Consider the following 21,026-nt stretch of genomic DNA (forward strand, 5'->3'; position numbering starts at 1 on the left):
GAGTCAATTCTAGAACATCACACAAGCACCAAGCAACTAAAGTGTTATTAAATTATCAAAGAACAAGAGAATAAAACTGGAGTGATTTATCACTCTAAAAAATATATTACGAGGAGAATGGAAAAATGGATATCAAAAAACCACCCATGATGGAAATGTTAAAAGATCAAGACAAGGCTGTAGAATATGAGCGAATTAAAGAGCTGTTTGGTGATGAAGAAATCGAAGTCATCTATAAGAAATCTAAAGATCCAACGGAGTTTATTGATCGAGATATTACTGGATGGGGTTTTTATCCTGAACTAAACCAACGAACGTATGAAGAAAATGGAATTATTTGTGAACAAGATATTCCCATTAAACTTAGAGATGGGGTAACTATCTATGTAGATGTTTATCGTCCATCCGATATCAAACAAGTTCCTGCAATAGTATCATGGGGATTTTATGGAAAAAGACCTGGAGATATGCCAAAAACATGGCAGATATTGGGGGTTCCACCTAAAACATCTTCAAAAATGGCTAAGTTTGAATCTCCTGATCCTGGATACTGGTGTAAACAAGGTTATGCAGTAGTAAATGTTGATTCCCGAGGAGCTGGAAACTCAGAAGGTAAATTGAGACCTTGGGGAAAACAAGATGGAGAAGATGGCTATGATGCAATTGAATGGATTTCCAAACAAATATGGTGTACTGGAAAAGTAGGAATGAGCGGGAATTCTGCTGTTGCAATGGCGCAATGGTATATCGCAGCTGAGAGACCTCCACATTTAGTATGTATCGCACCATGGGAGGGAAGTAACGATATCTACCGTCAATTTGCGAATAAAGGCGGAATTCCTATGACTGGATTTAATGAATTTGTCTTTCGTGATGTTCGTGGGAGCGAATTAGTAGAAGACCACATGAAGATGCTTGAAGAACATCCGACGATGGATGCCTATTGGGAAGATAAGGTTGCGGATTTAGCTAAAATTAGAATTCCGACTTATATTACTGGAGGCTGGAGCCATTAATTACACCTTACGGGAGCAATTAATGCCTTTAGGAAAATTCGTTCCCCTAAAAAATGGCTTCGTATCCATCGAGAATTTGAATGGGAGGATTTATATACACCTTCTTCTATGCAAGACTTAAAGGAATTTTTTGATCGCTATTTAAAAGAGATCAACAATGGGTTTGAACTGGTACCGAGAGTTCGGCTAGAAGTACAGGATGCATATGATTTTGATTACCAAAAGGAGAGGACAGAAGTTGACTTTCCTATTGAAAGAACAGAGTATAGAAAGATGTATTTAGATGCATCAAATCAACGACTTTCAACAGAGCAAATCGCAGAAGAGTCGAAGATATCTTATGATGCAAAAGAAGGATATGCTACTTTCAACTATCAGTTTAAAGAGGATACAGAACTTACAGGCTATTTCAAATTAAAGGTCTGGGTGGAAGCAGACGGAGCAGATGACTTAGATTTGAATGTAACTGTTATGAAGGCGAATGCAAACGGGGAGATATTACCGACCTACGTATTTCATGATTGGGAATACATGGGTACAGCAGGAGCATTAAGAGCCTCGATGCGAGCGCTCGATGAAAAGGCTTCGACAGATTTTCAGCCGCAATATACGTATAAAACGATTCAAAAACTATCTCCAGGTGAAATTGTCCCGCTTGAAATCGAAATCAATCCGACAAGTCGAATTTGGCATGAAGGAGAACAACTAGTAGTCTTTCTCGCAGGATGGAGAAATATAGGTGGAATAGATACCTATGAGCATGAACTATTAGAAAAAGGCAATCATGTTATTCATACAGGAAATGAGTATGACTCCTATTTACAAATTCCAGTTGTGCCACCTAAATATGTAGCCGGAAATGGCAAGGTAGTTTATAGATAATAATAACTAAACTTTTTCTGATCGGAGGCGGAACTTTTAAGAGTAGTTTCGCTTTCGATTTTTGTTATTTCTCTTAAATTGGAATAAGATACCTCGCAGAAACCTTGAGATAATGCTGAGAGATATAAAATTATTTTCCTATAGTTTACCTAGTAAGTATTCTCAATTAGCGATAGGAGTGATTTTTTCCAGCATTTAAACTCCTGAAGAAATCACCCCTTTTATAGCTTTTCCAGCAATAATTGAGAGTTCTTCAGGACTCACATCCTCTCTTTTTTGTATCCAATATATAATGGTGTCCATTAACAAAGAACTAATCATTACAGACACAACATCCGTATTTTTAATGTAGACACCGTTATTTTCAAAGGTCCTGATAAAGTAATCTGAGATATACCCTTTCCACTTTATTGGAAAGCTAGGATTTCCATATGTCCCGAGCAAGGCTTTCAAATATTTTTTGTTACTTAAAACCCAGACATAGGTATCGAGAAAATAGGGGAATGGTTCATTAGAATTATGACTAAAGAAATTAAATTTATAGAATGTTGAATTTACTTTTAGTAGTTCATTAAGCAGGGATTCTTCAATCTTTTCTAGAATAGAATATTTATCTTCATAATGGAGGTAAAAGGTGCCTCGACTCAAATTTGCTTTTGTTGTGATTTCCTTGACACTTATTTTGTGGAGGGGTTTAACAGCAAGAAGATCGATAAAAGTATCATTTAATAGTTTCTCTGTTTTAATAAAATCAATTCTATTCTCTTCATTATTTGTCACAAAAGTTCACCTCCATTTTTAGGATAAGTATACCATATGTGTACTATTTTATGTTTTGTGGTCATAATTAACCGTCACATGTTGGGATGAGGCGGATTAGTTTGTGATTGAAAAGATGATAGCAATTTTTAAGCCCGCAGAAGCTAATGAAGTAAACATACATTACAACTATGAGGCTCAATCATCTTAATCGGTGATTTGGTCATTTTGGTACCCTAAAGAGGAGGATTAAGTAAGCTTACTTTTTTGATGGTGTCTTTTTTCAATAAAAGTTGACAAATCAATCAGATATAGTTAGTGTACTAATTATATAGTTAGTACACTAATTTGTTTGGGAGAGACAGAATTATGGATACAGGATATTTATTAATGAATATTTCCAAAAAACTAAAGTATACCCTAAATCAAGCTTTAATAGAAAAGGGAATTACCATTCAACAATGGGCGGTGATTCAACAACTCTCTATACAAAAAGAGTGTACCGCTGTAGAACTGGCAAGCATTCTTGATATGGATAAACCGACAGTTTCAGGTATTGTAAAGAGACTTGAACTGAAAGGCCTACTGATAAAAAAGGACAATCCTTTAGACCAACGCTCCAGTTTATTGTCTTTAACAGAATCAGGAAATGTTTTATTAAATGACTGTCGAGCTACTAGTGAAAGGATTATTAACAACTATTTGGCTGAGCTATCTTCAGCTGAACAGCAACTGTTGAATCAGCTACTAATGAAAATAAATCAGAAAGAGGTGAATGAAGAATAATGGATCATATACTTGTCATAGGTGGGACTGGAAATATTGGGTTCCCATTAATTGAAATGTTGTCAAAAAATAAAGATATAAGCATTAAAGTCGGTGTACGCAATATTTCTTCAGAAGTTCAAAAGCAGTTTCAGCATCTAAACAATCTAAGCTTTGTTCCATTTGACTTTCTTGATGCTACTACATTTCCAGAAGCATTTTCCGAGGTAAACAAAGTATTCTTTGTCCGGCCGCCACAGCTATCGAATCCTAAAGAGGATATGTTTCCATTTCTATCCTATGCTAAGCAGCAAAAGATTCAACAACTAGTTTTTGTTTCCTTGATAGGTGTGGAAAAAAATCCGGTTACCCCGCATCACAAAATTGAAAAAAGAATCCGCCAATTAGAAATACCGTACACGTTTATTCGACCAAGTTTCTTTATGCAAAACTTAAGTACGACTCATCTGGAAGATATTAGAGAGCATTATGATCTTTTCATCCCTGCTGGTCATGCGAAAACAAGTTTCATCGATACGAGAGATATTGGAGAAGTAGCGGCGGTTTGTTTAACAGATTCAACGTATATCAATCAAGAATTGGAGCTTACCGGCCCAAAAGCACTGACTTACGATGAAATAGCACGAGATATGAGCCATATTTTAGGGGTAAGTATATCCTATAGTAAGCCTAGCTTATTAAAATTTCGCCAGGTCATGATAAAAAGAGGAATTCCTAAAGACTATGTAAATGTGATGGTGATGCTTTATCTGATTACTCAGTTGGGAAATGCAAAAACAGTAACCAACACTGTAGAGAAAGTCTTAAACCATCCACCACGTAGTATCCAGGAATTCATCAGTGACTACAGAAATGACTTCCTATTATAAAGTTGTTAGATTCATAGAATAAAAAATCTCGGTACACTTGCAGTTCTCATATGGAGAATCTGGTAAATTGATTCATATACTCAGCCTGATTTCTTTTTGTTGTTAGAACTCTGACTGTGGATGATCCTAGCTCTCTGTCTTAAGGCTACCAACGAATTGGGCCAAAATGTTTAGTCGAAAATCGGCCTTTTGCCCTATGCTGAATGAAAGGAGATTCGGCATAATATAGTCATAAGGAAAACAACTTCCAGACAAACAGGAACAGGAAGTATGTTTTAAAAACTAAGGGTAACTAAAAGGAGAAAAAGAAAATGAATAAGGAAATGACTAAATCACAAAACAATCGAGTATTAACGGGTACATTGGCAGGAATCGCAGACTATTTTGGAATTGATCCGACAGTCGCACGTGTCATCTATGTCTTTGCTAGTGTTTTCTTGATCGGCGCACCAATTCTTTTGTATATCCTATTGGCAATCCTGATCCCAAATGCAAAAAGCAGCACGCGCAACTACGAGCACAGCTATTACCAATCAAGTAAAAGCCAACCAAAACAAGCAGAAACAACCGCTGATGATTTTTGGGGAGATTTCTAAAAAATAAGCTTCAAAAAACCATTCAAATTACTTGAATTTCAATATAAATCGCACGAGTGAACGACTAAAACAGTTGTTCACTTTTTTTAGTTTTTTCTGCTGTTGATTGTGTTGGAAGTCCAGATGGAACTCTGCGAATCAGAAGTGTGTTATGTGAGCTAACAGAATCATGGTGATGTTTCGCATTTGAAGTGAAGGAGAAGTAGAGCATATCGAGGTAGACGAGCAAAATGATAATTACTTTTTTTCCTAAAGGAGAAATGAAATCAGCACATCATTTTGATCAAAATGATGCGCTGATTTCATTTCTTAAAGGTGTCTCAAATGGAGGTAAAACTAGTCTCAATTGTTAATTAAATATTTTTTAGCTAAGTTTTGCTGACTTTTTTATCATATGGTCTTTCTAGAGATAGCTTTTAAATCGAAGCGACTGAAAAAAGTTTTCTTTATCATTTAAGCAAGCTTTTAACAGAATCCCTACAAACCAATTTTGTATTCATAAATACTTGTTTTTTTGGTTCAGTAGGAGAAGTATTTCTCTCGATCATGGCAATGGCTTCTTTGGCGATTTCCTTAATCGGAACATGAATGGTCGTTAGTTCGGGTGTCATGACTCTGCATTCGGAAATATCATCAAAGCCGACAACCGATATGTCTTCTGGAATTCGGTAGCCTAATTTTGTCAACGTTTTGATGGTACTGATAGCGATGTAATCATCCTCGCAGAAAATAGCGGTCAAACCGTCAATAAAGGCTTTGAATTGGTCGATATTTTTATCAATAACTGCGATATCCATTGCAGGCAAATAAAATTTAGGCAGCTTATCTGGATTAATGTGATGAAACTTCAATGAATCCTTGAAGCCTCGTCGGCGATCGTAGAAATTATTTATTCTCGGCGTTCCTTTGATATAACCGATTTTTTGGTGGCCTAACTCTAATAAATACTGGGTAGCACTATAGACACCTTGGTAATTATTCATAGTGACCGTATTGCAGTTCAGATTACTACATTGGGTGTCCAGAATGACTAGGTTATCAAAATAATCATTGACCGGAGCGATATGAGCAGAAGTAAGATTGGTTCCTAAAAGGATAATACCATCACTGGTCTCAGCTTTTTCCAACGCTGTTAGTTCATCGAATAAATTGTGCTTCGATAGATTATTGGTCGTTAGAATATGATGGTTGTTGCTGACTTCGGTTGTAATATAAGACAGCAGCTCCTTAAAAAAGGGGAGTTGATCATATTCTTCGGTGATCACATCTTCGTTTGTACAAGCAACGAAGCGTATACGTAATTTGACTTCTTCTTGCTTCATGTGCTTCCGCATAGGGATATAATTATTTTCTTTTGCCACCTGTAAAATGTAATTCCGCGTTTCTTCACTTACACCTGGTTTACCGTTCAATGCTAAAGAAGCAGCTGATTTTGATACTTTAGCTAAACGGGCAACATCCTCTAATTTCATATAGTCTTTACTCCTTAACGTTCACTTAATGAAGAAAACGATTAATTTTAGTTTAGTGATTAGTTTAGTCTCTTCTTATTATTTTTACTCCTTCATGGAACAGATGTCTAGCTTTTTACGCAAGAAAACGATTTCTTTTTCTTAGTTTAGTAAACTAAAAATAAAATTGCGATTTTTTTTATTTTTAATATTGTTGCAGTTTAGGGAGGATGATATTCTACGATAAAGAAAGCGCTTGAAAAAAAGAAGGAGTTACTAAACGTGGATAAAATAAGAATCGGTTTTGCACCAACGAGAAGAAATTTATTTAGTGCCGAGGCAGCCATTGAGTATGCCGACTATACGAGAGACAAACTGAATGAACTAGGCATTGATTATGTAGATATTCAAGAGATCAACGAAGATGGTCTATTGTATGACGATGAAGGAGTAGAAAAAATTGCCGAGAAATTCAACACGGCAAAAATTGATGGGCTATTCATCGCCAACGTTAACTTCGGAACAGAATATGCCTGTGCACGCTTGGCTAAGAAGTTGAATGTTCCCGTTTTACTTTGGGGACCAAAGGACGAAACACCAGCTGAGGATGGTTCGCGCTTGAGAGATACGCAGTGCGGCTTGTTCGCAATCGGGAAAGTGCTTCGCCGCTTCAAAGTTCCTTTTACCTACCTGCAAAATTGCGACATTGACTCGCCTGTTTTTGAAAGAGGCGTGAAGGATTTTGTTCGAGTCTGCAACGTGGTCAAAACATTTAAAGCTACGAGAATTCTTCAAGTCGGTCCGAGACCCTTTGATTTTTGGACAGTGATGTGTAATGAAGGGGAATTGTTAGAAAAATTCAATATTTCACTTTCTCCAGTGCCGATCGAGGAACTGGTACAAGAAATCGAACAGGTAAAGAAGGAGAATTATGAAAGTGTCCAAGAGGCAATTGATTATTTTACTCGGACAACGGAGGTTCAAATTACTGAAACAGAGTTGGAAATGGTTGCGGCACTAAAGGTGGCATTACAATCATTATGTAAAAAATATGGCTGTAATTCTGGCGTGATTCAATGCTGGACTGCCTTGCAGGATAAAATTGGTATTTTACCCTATGCATCGCTTTCCTTACTGCAAGAAGAAGGCATTCCTTTTGTCTGTGAGACAGATGTTCACGGGGCGATCTCAGAACTGTTGATCGAAGCGGCTTCATTAGGCGAACATCGTGCCATCTTCGCAGACGTGAACTGTCGCCATCCAGAAAATGAAAATGGCGAGCTGCTTCAGCACTTAGGCGTATTTGCTTATTCCACTGCTGAAACAAAACCAATTTTACCACCACGACATTTTGTCTTTGATTATCCTGGCTCCGTTGCTTTTCGTGCCATCAAAGACGAGTATACTCTTTGTCGATTTGATGGCGATAATGGAGAGTATTCCTTGTTAATGGGAACGGGTAAAGGAATCGATGGTCCCTATAATCAAGGAACTTACCTATATTTAGAATTTGAGAATTTGAATCGTTTAGAGTTCAAATTAGTTGAAGGTCCCTATATCCATCATGTTGCTGCGGTTAGAAAAAATGTTGTTCCAGTTTTATACGAAGCTTGTAAATATTTAGGAGTCAAGCCTGATTTCTATGATCCAATCGAAGAAGATGTAAAAGCTTATCTAAGAGGAGAATAATTTGTTGTTTGTCGCTTCGCAGACTTAAAAAGGAGAAATGAACATGGCTAAGAAAAATTATGATGAATTAGCAGCAAAAATAATGCTGAATGTTGGTGGAAAAGAGAATGTAAACGCGTTGACTCATTGTGCGACCAGATTGCGATTTAAAGTAAAGGACAAAGAAAAAGTAAATATTGATCGACTAAATAAAATGAATGGGGTTATCAAGGTAATTGAAGCAGGCGGACAGGTTCAAGTTGTTATTGGTAACCATGTGACGGATGTTTACGACGTGATTGCAGCGGCAAATAATATGAGCAAACAAGTAAATACAGCATCTGATGCATCAGAAGAAAAGCAAAACATTTTTAATTTATTTATTGATACGGTTGCTGGTATCTTTACACCAACACTAGGTGTGATGAGTGGCGCCGGTATGTTGAAGGGGCTTCTGATTCTTTGTACGACAATGGGCTGGCTTTCTGCGGATATGGGGACGTATCGCTTACTGTATGCGGCGGCGGACGGTGTTTTTACTTTCCTACCATTCTTCTTAGCGTACACGGCTGCTGACAAATTCAAAGCAGATAAGTTTGTTGCGGTAGCTATTGCATCAGCTTTAATGTATCCGGATCTTTCTGCAGCATTTACCAATGGTGAGTCGATTACATTTTTGAATATACCAGTGGTATTGGTTAACTATACCTCATCAGTAATTCCGATTATCATCTCTGTTTATGTCTTATCCAAGCTGGAATTTGGTTTGAAAAAGATCATTCCGGATATGATCAAACGGTTTATGATCCCACTACTAAGTTTAGTGATCATGGTTCCAGTAACCTATCTAGCAGTTGGTCCAGTTGCAGATACAGTAGGTAAATTACTGGCATCCGGCTATACCGCAATGGTTGGCTTTAACCCAATTATCGCTGGCGGGATTTTAGGGTTACTATGGCCGTTAATCGTTATGTTTGGTTTGCACTGGGGCTTTGTTCCAATTGTATTTAACAATATCGCACAGTATGGACGAGATACATTATTTACCATTACTGGTCCTAACAACATGGCACAGGCTGGAGCAACATTAGGCGTCTTTTTGAAAACGAAAAACAAAGATTTAAAGCAATTGGCTGGTTCATCCGCACTTTCCGCGGTACTTGCAGGGATTACTGAGCCTGCTATCTATGGGGTCACGTTAAAATATAAAAAGCCATTTTATATCGGGATGGTATTCTCTGGAATTGCCGGAGCTATTGTTGCAGCAGTTGGGGCTGGCGCACCGACACTTTTAGGTACCAGCCTACTCACATTGCCTGGTTATATTGGAAAAGGATTTGTTGGATTCTTGATTGCCTGTGCCATTGCTTACTTTGGCTCAGCTATCACCACATATTTCTTTGGCTTTAATGACAGTATGATTGAAGTTGAAGAAGAACCAGAGGAATCAGAGGAAGCTGTTGAAATAGAGCCGACGAACATTGCAGCCGATTAGTTGATAAGATACCCTAATCACTTTTGAATACCGAAAGAACTCGTGCAGGGTAGTCTTGCATGGGGACTTTCGGATACCCAAAATTCTCGAAAAAAGGATTTTACACTCGTATAAGGAGCAGTTATTTATGAAGAATTTAGCACTCAAAAAAAAGGCTTTAGAGATTAGAAAGAAGACATTTCAACTGATCTATAACAGTAAAACCGGACACACGGGTTCAGATTTATCCTGTACAGATATCCTAGTTGCTTTGTATTATCAGGTGATGACGATTGATCCAAAAAATCCAACTATGAATGGACGAGATCAATATATCCAAAGTAAAGGTCATGCGGCGGAGGTTTTGTGGACAGTCTTGGCGGATAAAGGATTCATTTCCGAGGAAGAGCTACAATCCTTCTCTCAATATGGTTCCCGTCTGATCGGTCATCCGAATAATAAGGTCGCTGGTGTAGAAATGAACACTGGCTCCTTAGGTCATGGCTTGCCAGTGTCTGTTGGGATTGCGTTAGCTGCAAAGTTGGATCAAAAAGACTATCATACCTACACTTTGATGGGGGATGGCGAATTAGCCGAAGGTTCTGTTTGGGAAGGCGCAATGGCAGCAGCCCATTATAAGTTAGACAATTTAACGGCTATTATTGATCGCAATGGCTTGCAGATTACAGGTGCATCAGAAGATGTGATGGCTGTTGAAAACTTGGTTTGGAAATGGCAAGCTTTTGGCTGGGATGTTCACAAGGTTAATGGAAACGATCTAGATGCTTTAGTTGATCTGCTTAGTCTGCAAAACGAAACGAAAAAACCGCGAATGATCATTGCTAAAACAACCAAAGGGAAAGGGGTGTCATTTGCTGAAAATAAGGCCCATTGGCACCACAAAGTTCCAACACCAGAAGAATTGGAGCAAGCCTTAGCGGAACTTGATCAGCAATTGGAGGAATTAGCTCATGCGTAAAAAAAATACAGTGGCCAATCGACAAGCAATGTGCGAGGTATTGATTGAAGAGGCACAGAAAAATAAAGACGTTCTAGTAGTAACCAGTGATTCTCGCGGGTCGGCATCACTGGCTGATTTTGCGAAGCAACTACCGGATCAGCTGATTGAAGTAGGGATCGCTGAACAAAATCTTGTCAGTATTTCTGCTGGACTCGCGCATATGGGAAAACGGCCTTTTGCTGCCTCGCCCGCTTGTTTCTTAAGTATGCGGAGTATCGAGCAGATCAAAGTTGATATGGCGTACTCAAATAAGAATGTCAAATTAGTCGGAATCAGTGGTGGTGTTAGCTATGGCGCTTTAGGAATGAGTCATCACTCACTACAGGATTTTGCTGTAACAAGAGCCATTCCTAATTTACAGGTCTTAGTTCCTGCTGATCGGTATGAGACAAGGCAGTTGTTTAAGGCGTTAACACATTCCGATACCCCAGCGTATATTCGTTTAGGCCGTAATCCAGTGGAGGATTGCTATGATTCTGAAGATTATCCGTTTGAAATTGGTAAAGCAGTGACGATGATAGAAGGAACCGATATCTTGTTCATTGCAGCTGGAGAAACCGTTCGTCAAGCGATGGATGCTGCTGAACTGCTGGAACAAAAGAAAATCTCAGCGAAAGTATTAAACCTGCATACAATTAAGCCCTTCGATACCGAAGGAGTGGTCAAAGCAGCGCGACAAATCAAACGAGTGATTTCTGTTGAGGAACATAGTCTAAATGGCGGACTTGGCGCGGTTGTTGCTGAAGCTTTATCAGAGGAAACGGAGATTACTCACAAAATTGTGGCTTTTCCAGATGAATCTTTAGTAACTGGAACAAGTGAAGAGTTATTTAAGCACTATGGGTTGGATGGCGAATCATTAGCGAAATTGGGCGAAACGATGGTGAAATAGATGAAGGCATTCGGAGATTATCGCATTGTAATAGATCAAAGCACTTCAGCGACTAAACTGCTGCTCCTTCATGGTGGAAAAATTATAAAGAAATATCGTAAAAAGCATCAGCAAATTTTTCCTCGGCAGGGCTGGGTAGAGCATGATCCAGAAGAGATTTCTGCTAACGTCAAGAGCTTGCTCAATCAGCTTTTGACAGATAATCAGCTCGAAGCTCAGGCAATTAAAAGCATCTCCATCACGAATCAACGAGAAACAATTATAGTCTGGGATAAATCAACTGGCAAACCTTTATATAACGCAGTTGTTTGGCAATGCAATCGAAGTACGCAAATTTGTAACGAATTAATTGCTCTAGGGAACGAGTCACTGATCAGCGAAAAAACAGGTTTGAGGATCGATTCTTATTTCTCAGGAACGAAGATTAAATGGCTGGTGGATCAAATTCCTGAAATTCAATTCGCTTTAGCCCAAGAACGTTTAGCTGTGGGCACAATGGATAGTTGGCTTATTTGGCAATTAACTGACGGAGAATATTTCGTAACTGAACCGAGTAATGCATCTAGGACACTCCTATATGATATTTATGAAAACTGCTGGGATGAAGATTTGGCGGCACTTTTTGGCATCAAGCTTTCAGCTTTGCCAGAGGTTTTGCCCTCTTCAGCAACTTTTGGTAGTTATCGTGGTATTCCAATTATCGGAGTAATGGCAGATTCTCAAGCAGCACTATACGGACAGGGCTGCTTGGAAACTGGCGAAATCAAAATAACAATGGGAACTGGTTCATCAGTCATGATGCAAAGCGGAGAAAAAGCGAATTATCACAGTTCGAGTATTCTAACGACTATTGCATGGAAAACGACAGATCAAACGTTTTACGCACTTGAAGGGGTTATCCGTTCTTGTGGGGATTCCTTGAATTGGCTTGAAGAAAATCTGGCGATGTTTGATGATATCGCTAGTGCCAGCAATCATGTCCTTTCCCAAAATAGTGATGAGGAAGTTTTCTTTATTCCCGCTTTACAAGGGATGGGCGCTCCTTTTTGGGATCAGCAGATGACAGCTGCTTTTGTAGGTATGCGGCGCAGCACTAAGAAGGAAGATTTATTGAGAGCCGTACTGGAAAGTATTATTTTTCAAATAAAAACGGTCATTGATTCGATGGAAAATCTTTCAGAAACGACAATCAGAACAGTGAAGGTAGACGGCGGAATGATAAATAATCATAAGCTGATGGAACAATTGGCAGCACTCTTGAATAAAAATTTGGAATTAAATGCTGTCGAGGAGCTCTCAGCAATTGGTTGTCTGAAGCTAACTGGTGCAGAGCTGGCTCCTGAACTTTTTTCGGGTGATACGATTCAAGCGGGGAAATCCCCTGCTTTGGCAGAGAAATACCAGAAATGGTTGTCTTTGATCCACTGATATTTGGAGAATGGGCTCTGGTATAATAATTATAATACGAAAAACGAGGTGACCTCAGTGAGATTAACAACAAACAAACGGACTATTTTAAAGGATGGAGAACCTTTTTTTTACCTAGCAGATACCTGTTGGAGTGCCTTTACAAGTATCAAGGAGGATGAATGGCTCTATTATCTAAAAAAAAGAAAGGATCAAGGTTTTAATACACTACAAATCAATATTTTACCGCAGTGGGATCGCAGTATTGGAAATTTTGATCAGCTTCCTTTTAAGATTGAAGAGGGTGTTTTCGATTTTAACGAGCTAGATGAATCGTATTTTGCGAGAGCAAGAGAAATGTGCAAGGTTGCAACTGAACAGGGTTTTGTATTGTCGTTAATTGTTTTGTGGTCGAATTATGTGACTGGTACGTGGGCGAGTGCGATTGATCAAGAAAAGAATGTCTATCCAACAGAGCTGCTTGAAAAATACTTTGTAACAGTCATTAAATACTTCGATGTCTTTTCACCAATTTATGTCATTGGCGGAGATACAGACTTTCCAACTGATAAAACAATTGATACTTACCAACAAGCTTTTGATTATTTCGAAGCAGCTTCACCGGAAACGCTTAAAACGATCCATGTGAAAGGTCGGTTTTCAGAAATTCCGGAAGTGATCCAAAATCGTTTAGATATCTATTTCTATCAATCGGGACACAATAGCTCTTATCCGGAAATGGCGTATACGTTAGCGCAGGATTTCTACAAGAAAGAACCTCAACTACCGGTCATCAATTCTGAACCTTGCTATGAGCAAATGGGCTATGCCAGAAAGGTTTATGGCCGATTTAGACAAGCAGATGTTCGAAGGGCTGCATGGCAATCCGTTCTATCAGGCGGCTATGCCGGAGTTACTTATGGCGCTCACGGTATATGGAGCTGGCATGGCAATTCAGCGTCCTATTCGATTGATCTTGGTGAAGCATTCGACACGCCAATGCAGTGGCAGGATGCTATCAATTTTCCTGGTGCATTGGATTACGGTTTTTTAAAACAGTTGTTGGAGGACAATGGAATCACAGATTTGGAGCCAAGTAACCAGCTATTAGAAAAAGGCAATGAACAGATCCGAGTTGCCTATGCAAAGGATGGAAACACATTGCTCGTTTATCTTCCAAGCAATACAAGTATTCGTTTAGCAGCTGATATGAGCGATTACAAAATTTCATTGATTGATTTAGCGACTAAAAATGTTCATAAAGCAACCTATGTAATACAGGATAATCAAACCATATTCCCTACGCATAATTGTCTAGAGGATGTTTTGATTATTGCTAGTAAAAAGAAATAGCTTGAGTAAGGAAATCAAGGCTGAGGGGATATGAAACAATGCTTAATTTTTTTAAGAAGAAACCTAGCAGCATAGAGCTATTTTCTCCAGTTGACGGGGAAGTGGTTCCGATCGAGGCGGTCCCGGACGAGGTGTTTTCAAGTAAGATGATGGGTGACGGTTTTGCTGTAAAACCAATGGAAACCGCCATTTTCTCGCCTATTTCAGGTGAAGTAATTAGTGTTTTCCCGACTAAACATGCGTTGGCACTAAAAACCGCTCAAGGTTTAGAGGTCCTTCTTCACATGGGAATTGACACAGTGGAGCTTGAAGGAACTCCGTTTGAGATATTTGTAATGCCAGGGGAAAAAATCAATGAAAAAAAGAGACTAGCAACAGTCGATTTGTCCTATTTAGAAGAATATGAAAAATCCACAGAGATTATCGTTGTATTCACTAATCTTGACGAGTTAAATGGTCAGGTGAAAGACATGCAATATGGGCATTATAGAGAGTCTGCCAGTGTAGGAAGAGTGACTATTTAGCGTAAGTTTTTTACTATTCAAGCCGATCATTAGAAGAAGCCAGCAAATTACTAACTTAATTTATTTTCTGGAGCCCAATCATTTATGGTGATTGGGCTATTTTTCGCGATTGCCTTGCTTTATTGAAAATTTATAACCCATACCGAGTCTAAAAACTCAAGCCTAATTCATTGCATGAAAATCGCCTCTATGGTTTAATGTTTTAAACCATTAAACCATAGAGGTGAGCTTATTTTGACTGATTATTCCATTCTAAAACAAGATTTTCATGACTTGAGTGATTTTTTAATTGCACTTGGAGATAAAAAAAGACAAGCGATTATTATTCGCCTGCTTGAAGAAAAAACCTGCGATGGTCTACAAGTCACGTCGTTAATAGAAACAACGAACTTATCTAGACCAGCAATTTCCCATCATTTAAAGATATTGAAAGATGCAAAAATAATAGATTACAGACAAGAAGGGAAGAAAAATTTTTACTACCTTAGTCACGAACAATCCGAAATAAAAAAACTGCAATTTTTCTTAGACAAAGTCATTACAATAATCGATGAGAAGGATCGTTCATGAAAAAAGTACTAGTAGTTGAAACGAACGTTCAGAAGTACGCCGGTACTGACGAACCAACAGGTCTTTGGTTGGGGGAAAGCGTTGAGTTTATTAATGAACTTTATAAGCAAAAGATTGATGTTGATTTTGTCAGCCCCCAAGGTGGGTTCGTTCCTTTAGACCCTAGAAGCATGAAGTATACAAATGCGGACATTATGAACGTTTATCTGGACAAAGAATTCATTCGCGAAGGTCTAGTAAACACGAAAAAGCCGAAAGATATCGATCCGGAGAAATACAATGCGATTTATTACACTGGAGGACATGGTGTAATGTGGGATTTTCCTGATAATAAGGAACTGCAAGAAATTGCTTTAGCTATCTATGAAAATAATGGCTATCTTTTATCCGTTTGTCATGGGATCGCCGGATTACTTAACATCAAGGACAAAGAGGGCAATTTTTTGATTTCTGGAAAAAAGATTACAGGATTTACCAAAGCCGAAGAACGATTGGCGGGGAAAACACGTGTGGTGCCGTTCTTTAATCAAGAGGAAGCTGAAAAAAGAAAGGCCCTCTTTCAAAAAAAGCGATTCTATAAAGAATTTGCGATCAAAGACGGTCGTATCATCACGGGACAAAATCCGTTTTCGGTACGTGCGGTTGCAAAATTATATCTAGAGGAGTTAGAAGCATGCAAACAATCTTAGGCAGTAATGGCCAAATAGGCTATGAATTAGCGAAAGAATTATCCACCAATTATACAAAAGAGCTTCGACTAGTCAGCCGGAAGCCTAAAAAAATCAATGCAACAGATCAATTGGTTTCGGCAGATTTAATGGATTATGCTCAGACCAAACAGGCGATTGAAGGCAGCGAGATTGTTTATTTTACTGTTGGTTTACCCATGGACTCTGAGCTGTGGGAAACGAATTTTATGCAAATTACGAAAAATGTCGTAAGGGCCTGTGAGGAATCTCAAAGCAAACTTGTCTTTTTTGACAATACCTACATGTATCCTAAAGACAGTACGCCGCAGAAGGAAGGCCTGGCATTTTCCCCTAAAGGCAGAAAAGCAGTGGTTCGTTCTGATATGGCGAATTTCGTGTTGAAGGAAATGGAGGAGAAGCGATTAGAAGCAGTCATTTGCCGAGCTCCAGAATTTTACGGACCTGAGAAAACTCAAAGCATCACGAATACGCTCTTTCTAAATGCGATTAAAGCAAATAAAACTGCAAAGATCCCCGTCAATAAAACGGCATTACGGACGTTGATTTGGACACCAGATGCTAGTCGCGCGATGGCGTTGATCGGAAACACGCCCAGCGCCTACGGTCAGAGCTGGCACTTACCTTGTGACGAACCCCATACGTATATGGATATGATTGCTATTGCTGAGAAAATTCTAGATAGACCGGTCAATTATAAAACGATTCTTCTATGGCAATTCAAACTAGCCAAGCCTTTTAGTAAAGAAGTACGCGAATTAGATGAATTATTGCCTAGATATGCTGTCGATAATCTTTTTATCTCTGATAAATTCAAAACGGCGTTCCCAAATTTCACCATCACCACACTTGAAGAAGGACTCACGCTAATATTCAGTGAAATGAACTAGATTTAGTAAGATATTCCTGGATTATCATTGAAGAATTCTAGAGTCTGAAAATTAAAAAAATGAAGGAACAGGTTTCTATCAAGCTGATAGTTCCTGTTCCTTTGGTTTTTGCTGGAATTTAGATTTAAACATTTAAATTTGTTCTAACTGATTATTTTTTTTCGATATTTAGCGGGAGTCGTACCCACAAACGAACGAAATATTTTACAGAAATAGCTTGTCTGTGAAAAGCCAATTTCTTTTGAGATGGCGTTTACGCTCAAGCTTGACTGCGTTAGGAGATTTTTTGCTTGTTTAATCCGTTGTTGATTCAAGTAAGTATTGAAGTTAACGTGGATCTCATTTTTAAAGACACGACTAAAATGAAAAGGGCTTAGGTAAACGTGATCTGCGACCTCCTTAATCGTTAAGTCCCTTGCATAATTTTTATTTATATAGGAGATAGCCTTACAAATTTCTTCTTTTTTTGAATGATTTTCTTGATGCTTCTCTATTTTAGCTGTTGGCAACCTAAATTCTATTTGTCCGTGAAGATCGCTGTTGAAATGGTGATCTATGAGTGTTTTAAGCAATGATGCAGCTGCTTCAAGCTGAGGCTTGGAAGCAGTTTTTACGGTTCTTTTTGCCAATTGTAATTCTGGAGAGAGCTCGCTGGGAGTAATAACTGGATATATTTGGGTAAGTTGATTTTCAGTGCTATCAATTCGCTCCACTTGTCCAATTGATACAGAGCCAACCAACTGATTGTTTTGAATAATAGGCACGGAAACATTTATGAGTCCCATATGACAATAATTATTACAGCGAGGCCTGGTTGTATCTGATCCTCCAAAGGCGTGACAATCTTGGCATAAAGCTTTAAGTGTTGGTTTTGAACGGACTATTTGGCAAAAATAGGAGAAGCTGGAGAGATCAGGAACGATCCTCCCGTCTCTGTCAACAACGATCACATCAAAGCTAGTTGCTATAGAAAAATCTTGAAGCTTTTTGAAAAATTCAAGAGCGCCATTTATATTCAACGTACCACCTCCGATAAATGTCTTCGTTTTAGCCTTTTCAAAATAATAGTCATTTAAGCGTTCGACTTTTTATGAAAGATCAAATCTTTTGATTTTGTTTCGGGCTTGAGCTTCGCCATTCGCCTAATTTTTGAGTCAACAGTCTTCTAAGAATAGGTGCCAGCAAAAGATAAAAGACAATATTCCCAAACCCATGCATAAGATCAGTCGGAAGCCCTGCCAAGTAATAGGGGAGAAAGGCCGAAATGCCGAAAAACGGCGCCTGTATTGCGGAAATAAAAAAGCCAAAGAGAATTCCTGAAATTCCGGCATAAATGGCCTGCAATAACAGACTATTTTTAAAGGCAGGGCTCATTTTCAATACTCCGGTTAGAAAAATAATCAGACTGTAGGTAATAATTTGTGCAATTGTCCAGACGCCCATTCCCATGTAGAAGTTAGTAATCAGAATGGAAAAAATACTGACTAAAAGCCCTTGATAGCTTCCCAAATAAATGGTGATAATTAACAGGATAGCAGTGACTGGCTGGACATTTACGATAAATTGGAAAAAGGTCCGGCTAACCACACATAAAGCGATCATCATTGACAGCAGGCTCAATTCTCTTACGCCAAGTGAAAAGAAGACAGCTGTTTTACTATTAGAATTGTTCAAGCTTGAACACCACACGATCACCTTCCTGCAGTACAACATCCTTCGCCCCGGAATTTACTTGCTCATCGTTTATTGTAAATACCCAATATTTATTGTTTTTATCATCTTGAGCTTGCCCGTCGATGGAGGTAATCATCCCATCATTATCTTCAATAGCATAATTGTCCTTGAGTACATCAAATAGTTTTTCTCCCTTATTGAAAGTTACGTTTTTTTTCGATAATTCCTTTTCTCCATCCAACAAAGTAATGGTTGCTCGCTTTTCTGTTTCTTGACTGCTAGAGATCGTTTCTTTTGGCGCTGAACTAGCTGTCGAATCAGCTTCTTTTGTTGTGCAGCCGCCAAATAGCACAAGGCCTGCAGCTAATACTAAAAAACAAATTTTTTTCTTCATCGTTTTCTATCTCCTTCACAAAAAAATAAAGACACCCAAAATAAAAGGGTGTCCAAAAAATGATTGAAACAAACGACCCTGATATTGCTTGTTCTTATCAATCAGGATTAGTGTCTGACTTTGCCTAAAGCATTTACAGTAGAAAGGGACTGTAAAGGAATTTCACCTTTTTCCTAATAGCTGATTGAAATCTATTTAGTTTTTAAAAACACGATCACTGTTGCGATAAAATACTTCCTCTTCCTTTTTCTGGGTATTAGCATAACGTGCTGCCACAAACAAATAATCCGACAAACGATTAATAAAAACATAAGCGTGGGTGTTGATTTCTTCTTGAGCCATCAGGGTGACGATGCGGCGCTCGACTTTACGACAGACGGCGCGAGCATAATGCAGCCATGAGGCCAAGGCGTTTCCGCCAGGTAAAATAAATTTTTCGATCGCTGGGGTCTTGTCGGTGTACCAATCGATTTGCTGCTCCAGCCATTTTGTTGGTTTTTCCGTGATGCGCAGGGGAAGCTCCCCATCTATATTTGCTAAATCTGTTCCGACATCAAACAATAAGTGTTGAATTTCAGTCAGTTCCGTCGCCAGCTTGCTGAAGGCTTCTTGCTTTATTTCTTCTTGACTATTGATTAAACCAATAAGTGAGTTAAGTTCATCGACTTCTCCATACGCTTCAATACGGGGAGAGTCTTTCATCAGACGGGGTCGGCCGATTGCACTGGTTTTTCCTTTGTCACCGCTACGAGTATAAACTTTCATTGCAACAAAACCTTTCTCTAAATTATTGGAAACGCATACAAATAAAGTAACAGATTAGTACAAGAAAAGAAATGCCAAATACGAATGTTTAGTATGCCAATTTTTATCTCTTCTTGGATGTTTCGCTAAGAAATCTAAACGAATCGATTTTCGAATAGTAACTATGCAAGTTTGTGAATTTCCCGTAGAGAAGAAAAAGTATCATATGGTTGAAAGCGCTTCACAATAACATGGAAGGACGAATGCTATGAAAAATCCGAGAATCGTTATTGATCGGACAAAGTTACGAGAGAACATTTCATTTATTGTCGCTAAATTAAAAGAACATGACTTGACGATCACGGCAGTAACCAAAGTATTTAACGCGCATTCACAAATAATTGCTTTATATGAAGAATTTTCTGACATTATTTATTTTGGAGATTCCCGCATTGAAAATTTGATGAGTTATTCCAACTCAAAAAAGCAAAAAATTTTGATTCGAATACCGATGATCAGTGAGATTCCTGAAGTGATCCATTACGCGGATATTAGTTTTAATTCGGAGTTAAAAACGATCCAGCTGCTTGATTGTGAGGCACAAAAGCAAAAGAAGCTGCACAAAATTGTCTTAATGGTAGATCTGGGTGATTTACGCGAGGGCTTTTTCGAGAAGGAAGAGCTATTTGACTGTATTCGCGAAGTTATGAAATTGAAAAACATTCAAATTTTTGGTTTAGCGGTGAATTTGACCTGCTATGGCGCCATTATACCCAGTTCGAAAAATCTCGGGAATTTGGTCGCTATCCAAGAAGAAATCAAGGAACGGTTTGATTTGTCTTTAGAGATGATTTCTGGCGGCAACTCTAGCTCGCTGTATCTGCTGGATTCACCAGAGGATCAGCTTCCTGGCGGGATTAATAATTTGAGAATTGGTGAAAGCTTTGTATTAGGAAGAGAAACGGCTTATGGTGCCAACTATCAAGCAATGCATCAAGATTCTTTTACTTTGGTGACAGAGGTTGTCGAAGTAAAGCAAAAGCCTTCCTATCCGATTGGCGAGATTGGTGTGGATGCCTTTGGTAAAAAGCCCCACTACGTTGATAAGGGAAAGATGCTGCGGGGGATAGTGGCGATTGGTCAGCAGGACATCTCCTTAGCTGACATTACGCCAAAGGATTCGCAAATCGAAATCTTAGGAGCCAGCTCAGATCATCTGCTGTTAGATCTGACACAAACTGAGCAGGAGTATCAGGTGGGAGATGAGATTGAATTTTCAGTTTCCTATGGATCGGTATTAAGTACATTTACGAGTAAATACATTAAAAAAGAGTTCATTAATTAAGAGG

Annotated in this window: 22 protein-coding genes; 16 read left to right on the forward strand and 6 right to left on the reverse strand. The window is 38.7% G+C overall.

Going from position 1 to position 21,026, the window contains the following annotated elements; translation table 11 throughout:
* Positions 1–125: 125 nt before the first annotated feature.
* Positions 126–1,016, forward strand: coding sequence for a CocE/NonD family hydrolase (locus tag KQI58_RS16375; RefSeq protein WP_216410103.1), 891 nt, complete (start codon positions 126–128; stop codon positions 1,014–1,016).
* 108 nt (positions 1,017–1,124) lie between these two features.
* Complete coding sequence (locus KQI58_RS16380; RefSeq protein ID WP_216410104.1) at positions 1,125–1,898, forward strand: CocE/NonD family hydrolase C-terminal non-catalytic domain-containing protein; 774 nt, start codon at positions 1,125–1,127, stop codon at positions 1,896–1,898.
* A 195-nt stretch (positions 1,899–2,093) separates the two neighbouring features.
* Here the strand turns inward: KQI58_RS16380 and KQI58_RS22780 are convergent, their stop codons facing one another.
* The gene (locus KQI58_RS22780; RefSeq protein WP_216410105.1) at positions 2,094–2,678 is read right to left on the reverse strand and encodes a TetR/AcrR family transcriptional regulator C-terminal domain-containing protein; all 585 of its coding nucleotides are present in this window, start codon (positions 2,676–2,678) and stop codon (positions 2,094–2,096) included.
* Between the two features lie 348 nt (positions 2,679–3,026).
* On the opposite strand from KQI58_RS22780, the gene KQI58_RS16390 reads away from it, so the two are divergent.
* The 3 genes from KQI58_RS16390 (at position 3,027) to KQI58_RS16400 (ending at position 4,908) form a co-directional block, all read left to right on the forward strand.
* Entirely contained in the window at positions 3,027–3,443 is a 417-nt protein-coding gene (locus tag KQI58_RS16390; protein WP_216410106.1) for a MarR family winged helix-turn-helix transcriptional regulator, read from the forward strand.
* Positions 3,443–4,312, forward strand: coding sequence for an SDR family oxidoreductase (locus KQI58_RS16395; RefSeq protein WP_216410107.1), 870 nt, complete (start codon positions 3,443–3,445; stop codon positions 4,310–4,312). The genes KQI58_RS16390 and KQI58_RS16395 overlap by 1 nt, the downstream gene beginning before the upstream one ends.
* Before the next feature lie 311 nt (positions 4,313–4,623).
* Complete coding sequence (locus KQI58_RS16400; RefSeq protein ID WP_216410108.1) at positions 4,624–4,908, forward strand: PspC domain-containing protein; 285 nt, start codon at positions 4,624–4,626, stop codon at positions 4,906–4,908.
* Between the two features lie 449 nt (positions 4,909–5,357).
* Here the strand turns inward: KQI58_RS16400 and KQI58_RS16405 are convergent, their stop codons facing one another.
* On the reverse strand, positions 5,358–6,380 hold the full coding sequence (locus tag KQI58_RS16405) for a LacI family DNA-binding transcriptional regulator (protein WP_216410109.1): 1,023 nt from the start codon (positions 6,378–6,380) through the stop codon (positions 5,358–5,360).
* Between the two features lie 261 nt (positions 6,381–6,641).
* Between KQI58_RS16405 and KQI58_RS16410 the strand changes: the two genes are divergently transcribed.
* From KQI58_RS16410 to KQI58_RS16455, 10 genes are all read left to right on the forward strand, one after another.
* Positions 6,642–8,048 (forward strand): L-fucose/L-arabinose isomerase family protein, encoded by a 1,407-nt coding sequence (locus KQI58_RS16410; protein ID WP_216410110.1) that lies wholly within the window; start codon positions 6,642–6,644, stop codon positions 8,046–8,048.
* A gap of 43 nt (positions 8,049–8,091) precedes the next feature.
* Positions 8,092–9,522: a PTS transporter subunit EIIC gene (locus KQI58_RS16415; RefSeq protein ID WP_216410111.1), complete on the forward strand. Its 1,431-nt coding sequence runs from the start codon at positions 8,092–8,094 to the stop codon at positions 9,520–9,522.
* Positions 9,523–9,649: 127 nt separating this feature from the next.
* Positions 9,650–10,480 carry a transketolase gene (locus KQI58_RS16420; protein ID WP_216410112.1) on the forward strand — a complete coding sequence of 277 codons (831 nt, stop codon included), beginning with the start codon at positions 9,650–9,652 and terminating at the stop codon, positions 10,478–10,480.
* A complete protein-coding gene (locus KQI58_RS16425; RefSeq protein WP_216410113.1) occupies positions 10,473–11,414 on the forward strand; it encodes a transketolase family protein in 942 nt (313 codons plus the stop codon). The genes KQI58_RS16420 and KQI58_RS16425 overlap by 8 nt, the downstream gene beginning before the upstream one ends.
* A complete protein-coding gene (locus tag KQI58_RS16430; protein WP_216410114.1) occupies positions 11,415–12,842 on the forward strand; it encodes an FGGY-family carbohydrate kinase in 1,428 nt (475 codons plus the stop codon).
* Between the two features lie 57 nt (positions 12,843–12,899).
* Positions 12,900–14,174, forward strand: coding sequence for an apiosidase-like domain-containing protein (locus KQI58_RS16435; protein ID WP_216410115.1), 1,275 nt, complete (start codon positions 12,900–12,902; stop codon positions 14,172–14,174).
* A 38-nt stretch (positions 14,175–14,212) separates the two neighbouring features.
* Positions 14,213–14,698 (forward strand): PTS sugar transporter subunit IIA, encoded by a 486-nt coding sequence (locus KQI58_RS16440; RefSeq protein ID WP_216410116.1) that lies wholly within the window; start codon positions 14,213–14,215, stop codon positions 14,696–14,698.
* A 234-nt stretch (positions 14,699–14,932) separates the two neighbouring features.
* Complete coding sequence (locus KQI58_RS16445; RefSeq protein ID WP_216410117.1) at positions 14,933–15,268, forward strand: ArsR/SmtB family transcription factor; 336 nt, start codon at positions 14,933–14,935, stop codon at positions 15,266–15,268.
* On the forward strand, positions 15,265–15,957 hold the full coding sequence (locus KQI58_RS16450) for a type 1 glutamine amidotransferase domain-containing protein (RefSeq protein WP_216410118.1): 693 nt from the start codon (positions 15,265–15,267) through the stop codon (positions 15,955–15,957). Before KQI58_RS16445 ends, KQI58_RS16450 begins: the two co-directional genes overlap by 4 nt.
* Complete coding sequence (locus KQI58_RS16455; protein WP_216410119.1) at positions 15,942–16,865, forward strand: NAD-dependent epimerase/dehydratase family protein; 924 nt, start codon at positions 15,942–15,944, stop codon at positions 16,863–16,865. Before KQI58_RS16450 ends, KQI58_RS16455 begins: the two co-directional genes overlap by 16 nt.
* Positions 16,866–17,008: 143 nt before the next feature.
* Here the strand turns inward: KQI58_RS16455 and KQI58_RS16460 are convergent, their stop codons facing one another.
* From KQI58_RS16460 to KQI58_RS16475, 4 genes are all read right to left on the reverse strand, one after another.
* Complete coding sequence (locus KQI58_RS16460) at positions 17,009–17,884, reverse strand: PocR ligand-binding domain-containing protein (protein ID WP_216410120.1); 876 nt, start codon at positions 17,882–17,884, stop codon at positions 17,009–17,011.
* A gap of 79 nt (positions 17,885–17,963) precedes the next feature.
* On the reverse strand, positions 17,964–18,578 hold the full coding sequence (locus tag KQI58_RS16465) for an ECF transporter S component (protein WP_216410121.1): 615 nt from the start codon (positions 18,576–18,578) through the stop codon (positions 17,964–17,966).
* A complete protein-coding gene (locus KQI58_RS16470) occupies positions 18,526–18,933 on the reverse strand; it encodes a DUF4430 domain-containing protein (RefSeq protein ID WP_216410122.1) in 408 nt (135 codons plus the stop codon). Before KQI58_RS16470 ends, KQI58_RS16465 begins: the two co-directional genes overlap by 53 nt.
* Positions 18,934–19,128: 195 nt before the next feature.
* Positions 19,129–19,698 (reverse strand): cob(I)yrinic acid a,c-diamide adenosyltransferase, encoded by a 570-nt coding sequence (locus KQI58_RS16475; RefSeq protein WP_216410123.1) that lies wholly within the window; start codon positions 19,696–19,698, stop codon positions 19,129–19,131.
* Positions 19,699–19,945: 247 nt separating this feature from the next.
* On the opposite strand from KQI58_RS16475, the gene orr reads away from it, so the two are divergent.
* Complete coding sequence (orr, locus tag KQI58_RS16480; protein WP_216410124.1) at positions 19,946–21,022, forward strand: ornithine racemase Orr; 1,077 nt, start codon at positions 19,946–19,948, stop codon at positions 21,020–21,022.
* Positions 21,023–21,026 lie beyond the last annotated feature (4 nt).

The sequence above is a fragment of the Enterococcus raffinosus genome, from assembly GCF_018917525.1.
Classification (GTDB): domain Bacteria; phylum Bacillota; class Bacilli; order Lactobacillales; family Enterococcaceae; genus Enterococcus_A; species Enterococcus_A raffinosus_A.

Coding starts and splice junctions, on each gene's coding strand:
- KQI58_RS16375 (WP_216410103.1), top strand. CDS start 126: ATGGATATCAAAAAACCACCCATGATGGAAATGTTAAAAGATCAAGAC.
- KQI58_RS16380 (WP_216410104.1), top strand. CDS start 1,125: ATGCAAGACTTAAAGGAATTTTTTGATCGCTATTTAAAAGAGATCAAC.
- KQI58_RS16390 (WP_216410106.1), top strand. CDS start 3,027: ATGGATACAGGATATTTATTAATGAATATTTCCAAAAAACTAAAGTAT.
- KQI58_RS16395 (WP_216410107.1), top strand. CDS start 3,443: ATGGATCATATACTTGTCATAGGTGGGACTGGAAATATTGGGTTCCCA.
- KQI58_RS16400 (WP_216410108.1), top strand. CDS start 4,624: ATGAATAAGGAAATGACTAAATCACAAAACAATCGAGTATTAACGGGT.
- KQI58_RS16405 (WP_216410109.1), bottom strand. CDS start 6,380: ATGAAATTAGAGGATGTTGCCCGTTTAGCTAAAGTATCAAAATCAGCT.
- KQI58_RS16415 (WP_216410111.1), top strand. CDS start 8,092: ATGGCTAAGAAAAATTATGATGAATTAGCAGCAAAAATAATGCTGAAT.
- KQI58_RS16420 (WP_216410112.1), top strand. CDS start 9,650: ATGAAGAATTTAGCACTCAAAAAAAAGGCTTTAGAGATTAGAAAGAAG.
- KQI58_RS16425 (WP_216410113.1), top strand. CDS start 10,473: ATGCGTAAAAAAAATACAGTGGCCAATCGACAAGCAATGTGCGAGGTA.
- KQI58_RS16430 (WP_216410114.1), top strand. CDS start 11,415: ATGAAGGCATTCGGAGATTATCGCATTGTAATAGATCAAAGCACTTCA.
- KQI58_RS16440 (WP_216410116.1), top strand. CDS start 14,213: ATGCTTAATTTTTTTAAGAAGAAACCTAGCAGCATAGAGCTATTTTCT.
- KQI58_RS16450 (WP_216410118.1), top strand. CDS start 15,265: ATGAAAAAAGTACTAGTAGTTGAAACGAACGTTCAGAAGTACGCCGGT.
- KQI58_RS16455 (WP_216410119.1), top strand. CDS start 15,942: ATGCAAACAATCTTAGGCAGTAATGGCCAAATAGGCTATGAATTAGCG.
- KQI58_RS16465 (WP_216410121.1), bottom strand. CDS start 18,578: ATGTTGTACTGCAGGAAGGTGATCGTGTGGTGTTCAAGCTTGAACAAT.
- KQI58_RS16470 (WP_216410122.1), bottom strand. CDS start 18,933: ATGAAGAAAAAAATTTGTTTTTTAGTATTAGCTGCAGGCCTTGTGCTA.
- KQI58_RS16475 (WP_216410123.1), bottom strand. CDS start 19,698: ATGAAAGTTTATACTCGTAGCGGTGACAAAGGAAAAACCAGTGCAATC.
- orr (WP_216410124.1), top strand. CDS start 19,946: ATGAAAAATCCGAGAATCGTTATTGATCGGACAAAGTTACGAGAGAAC.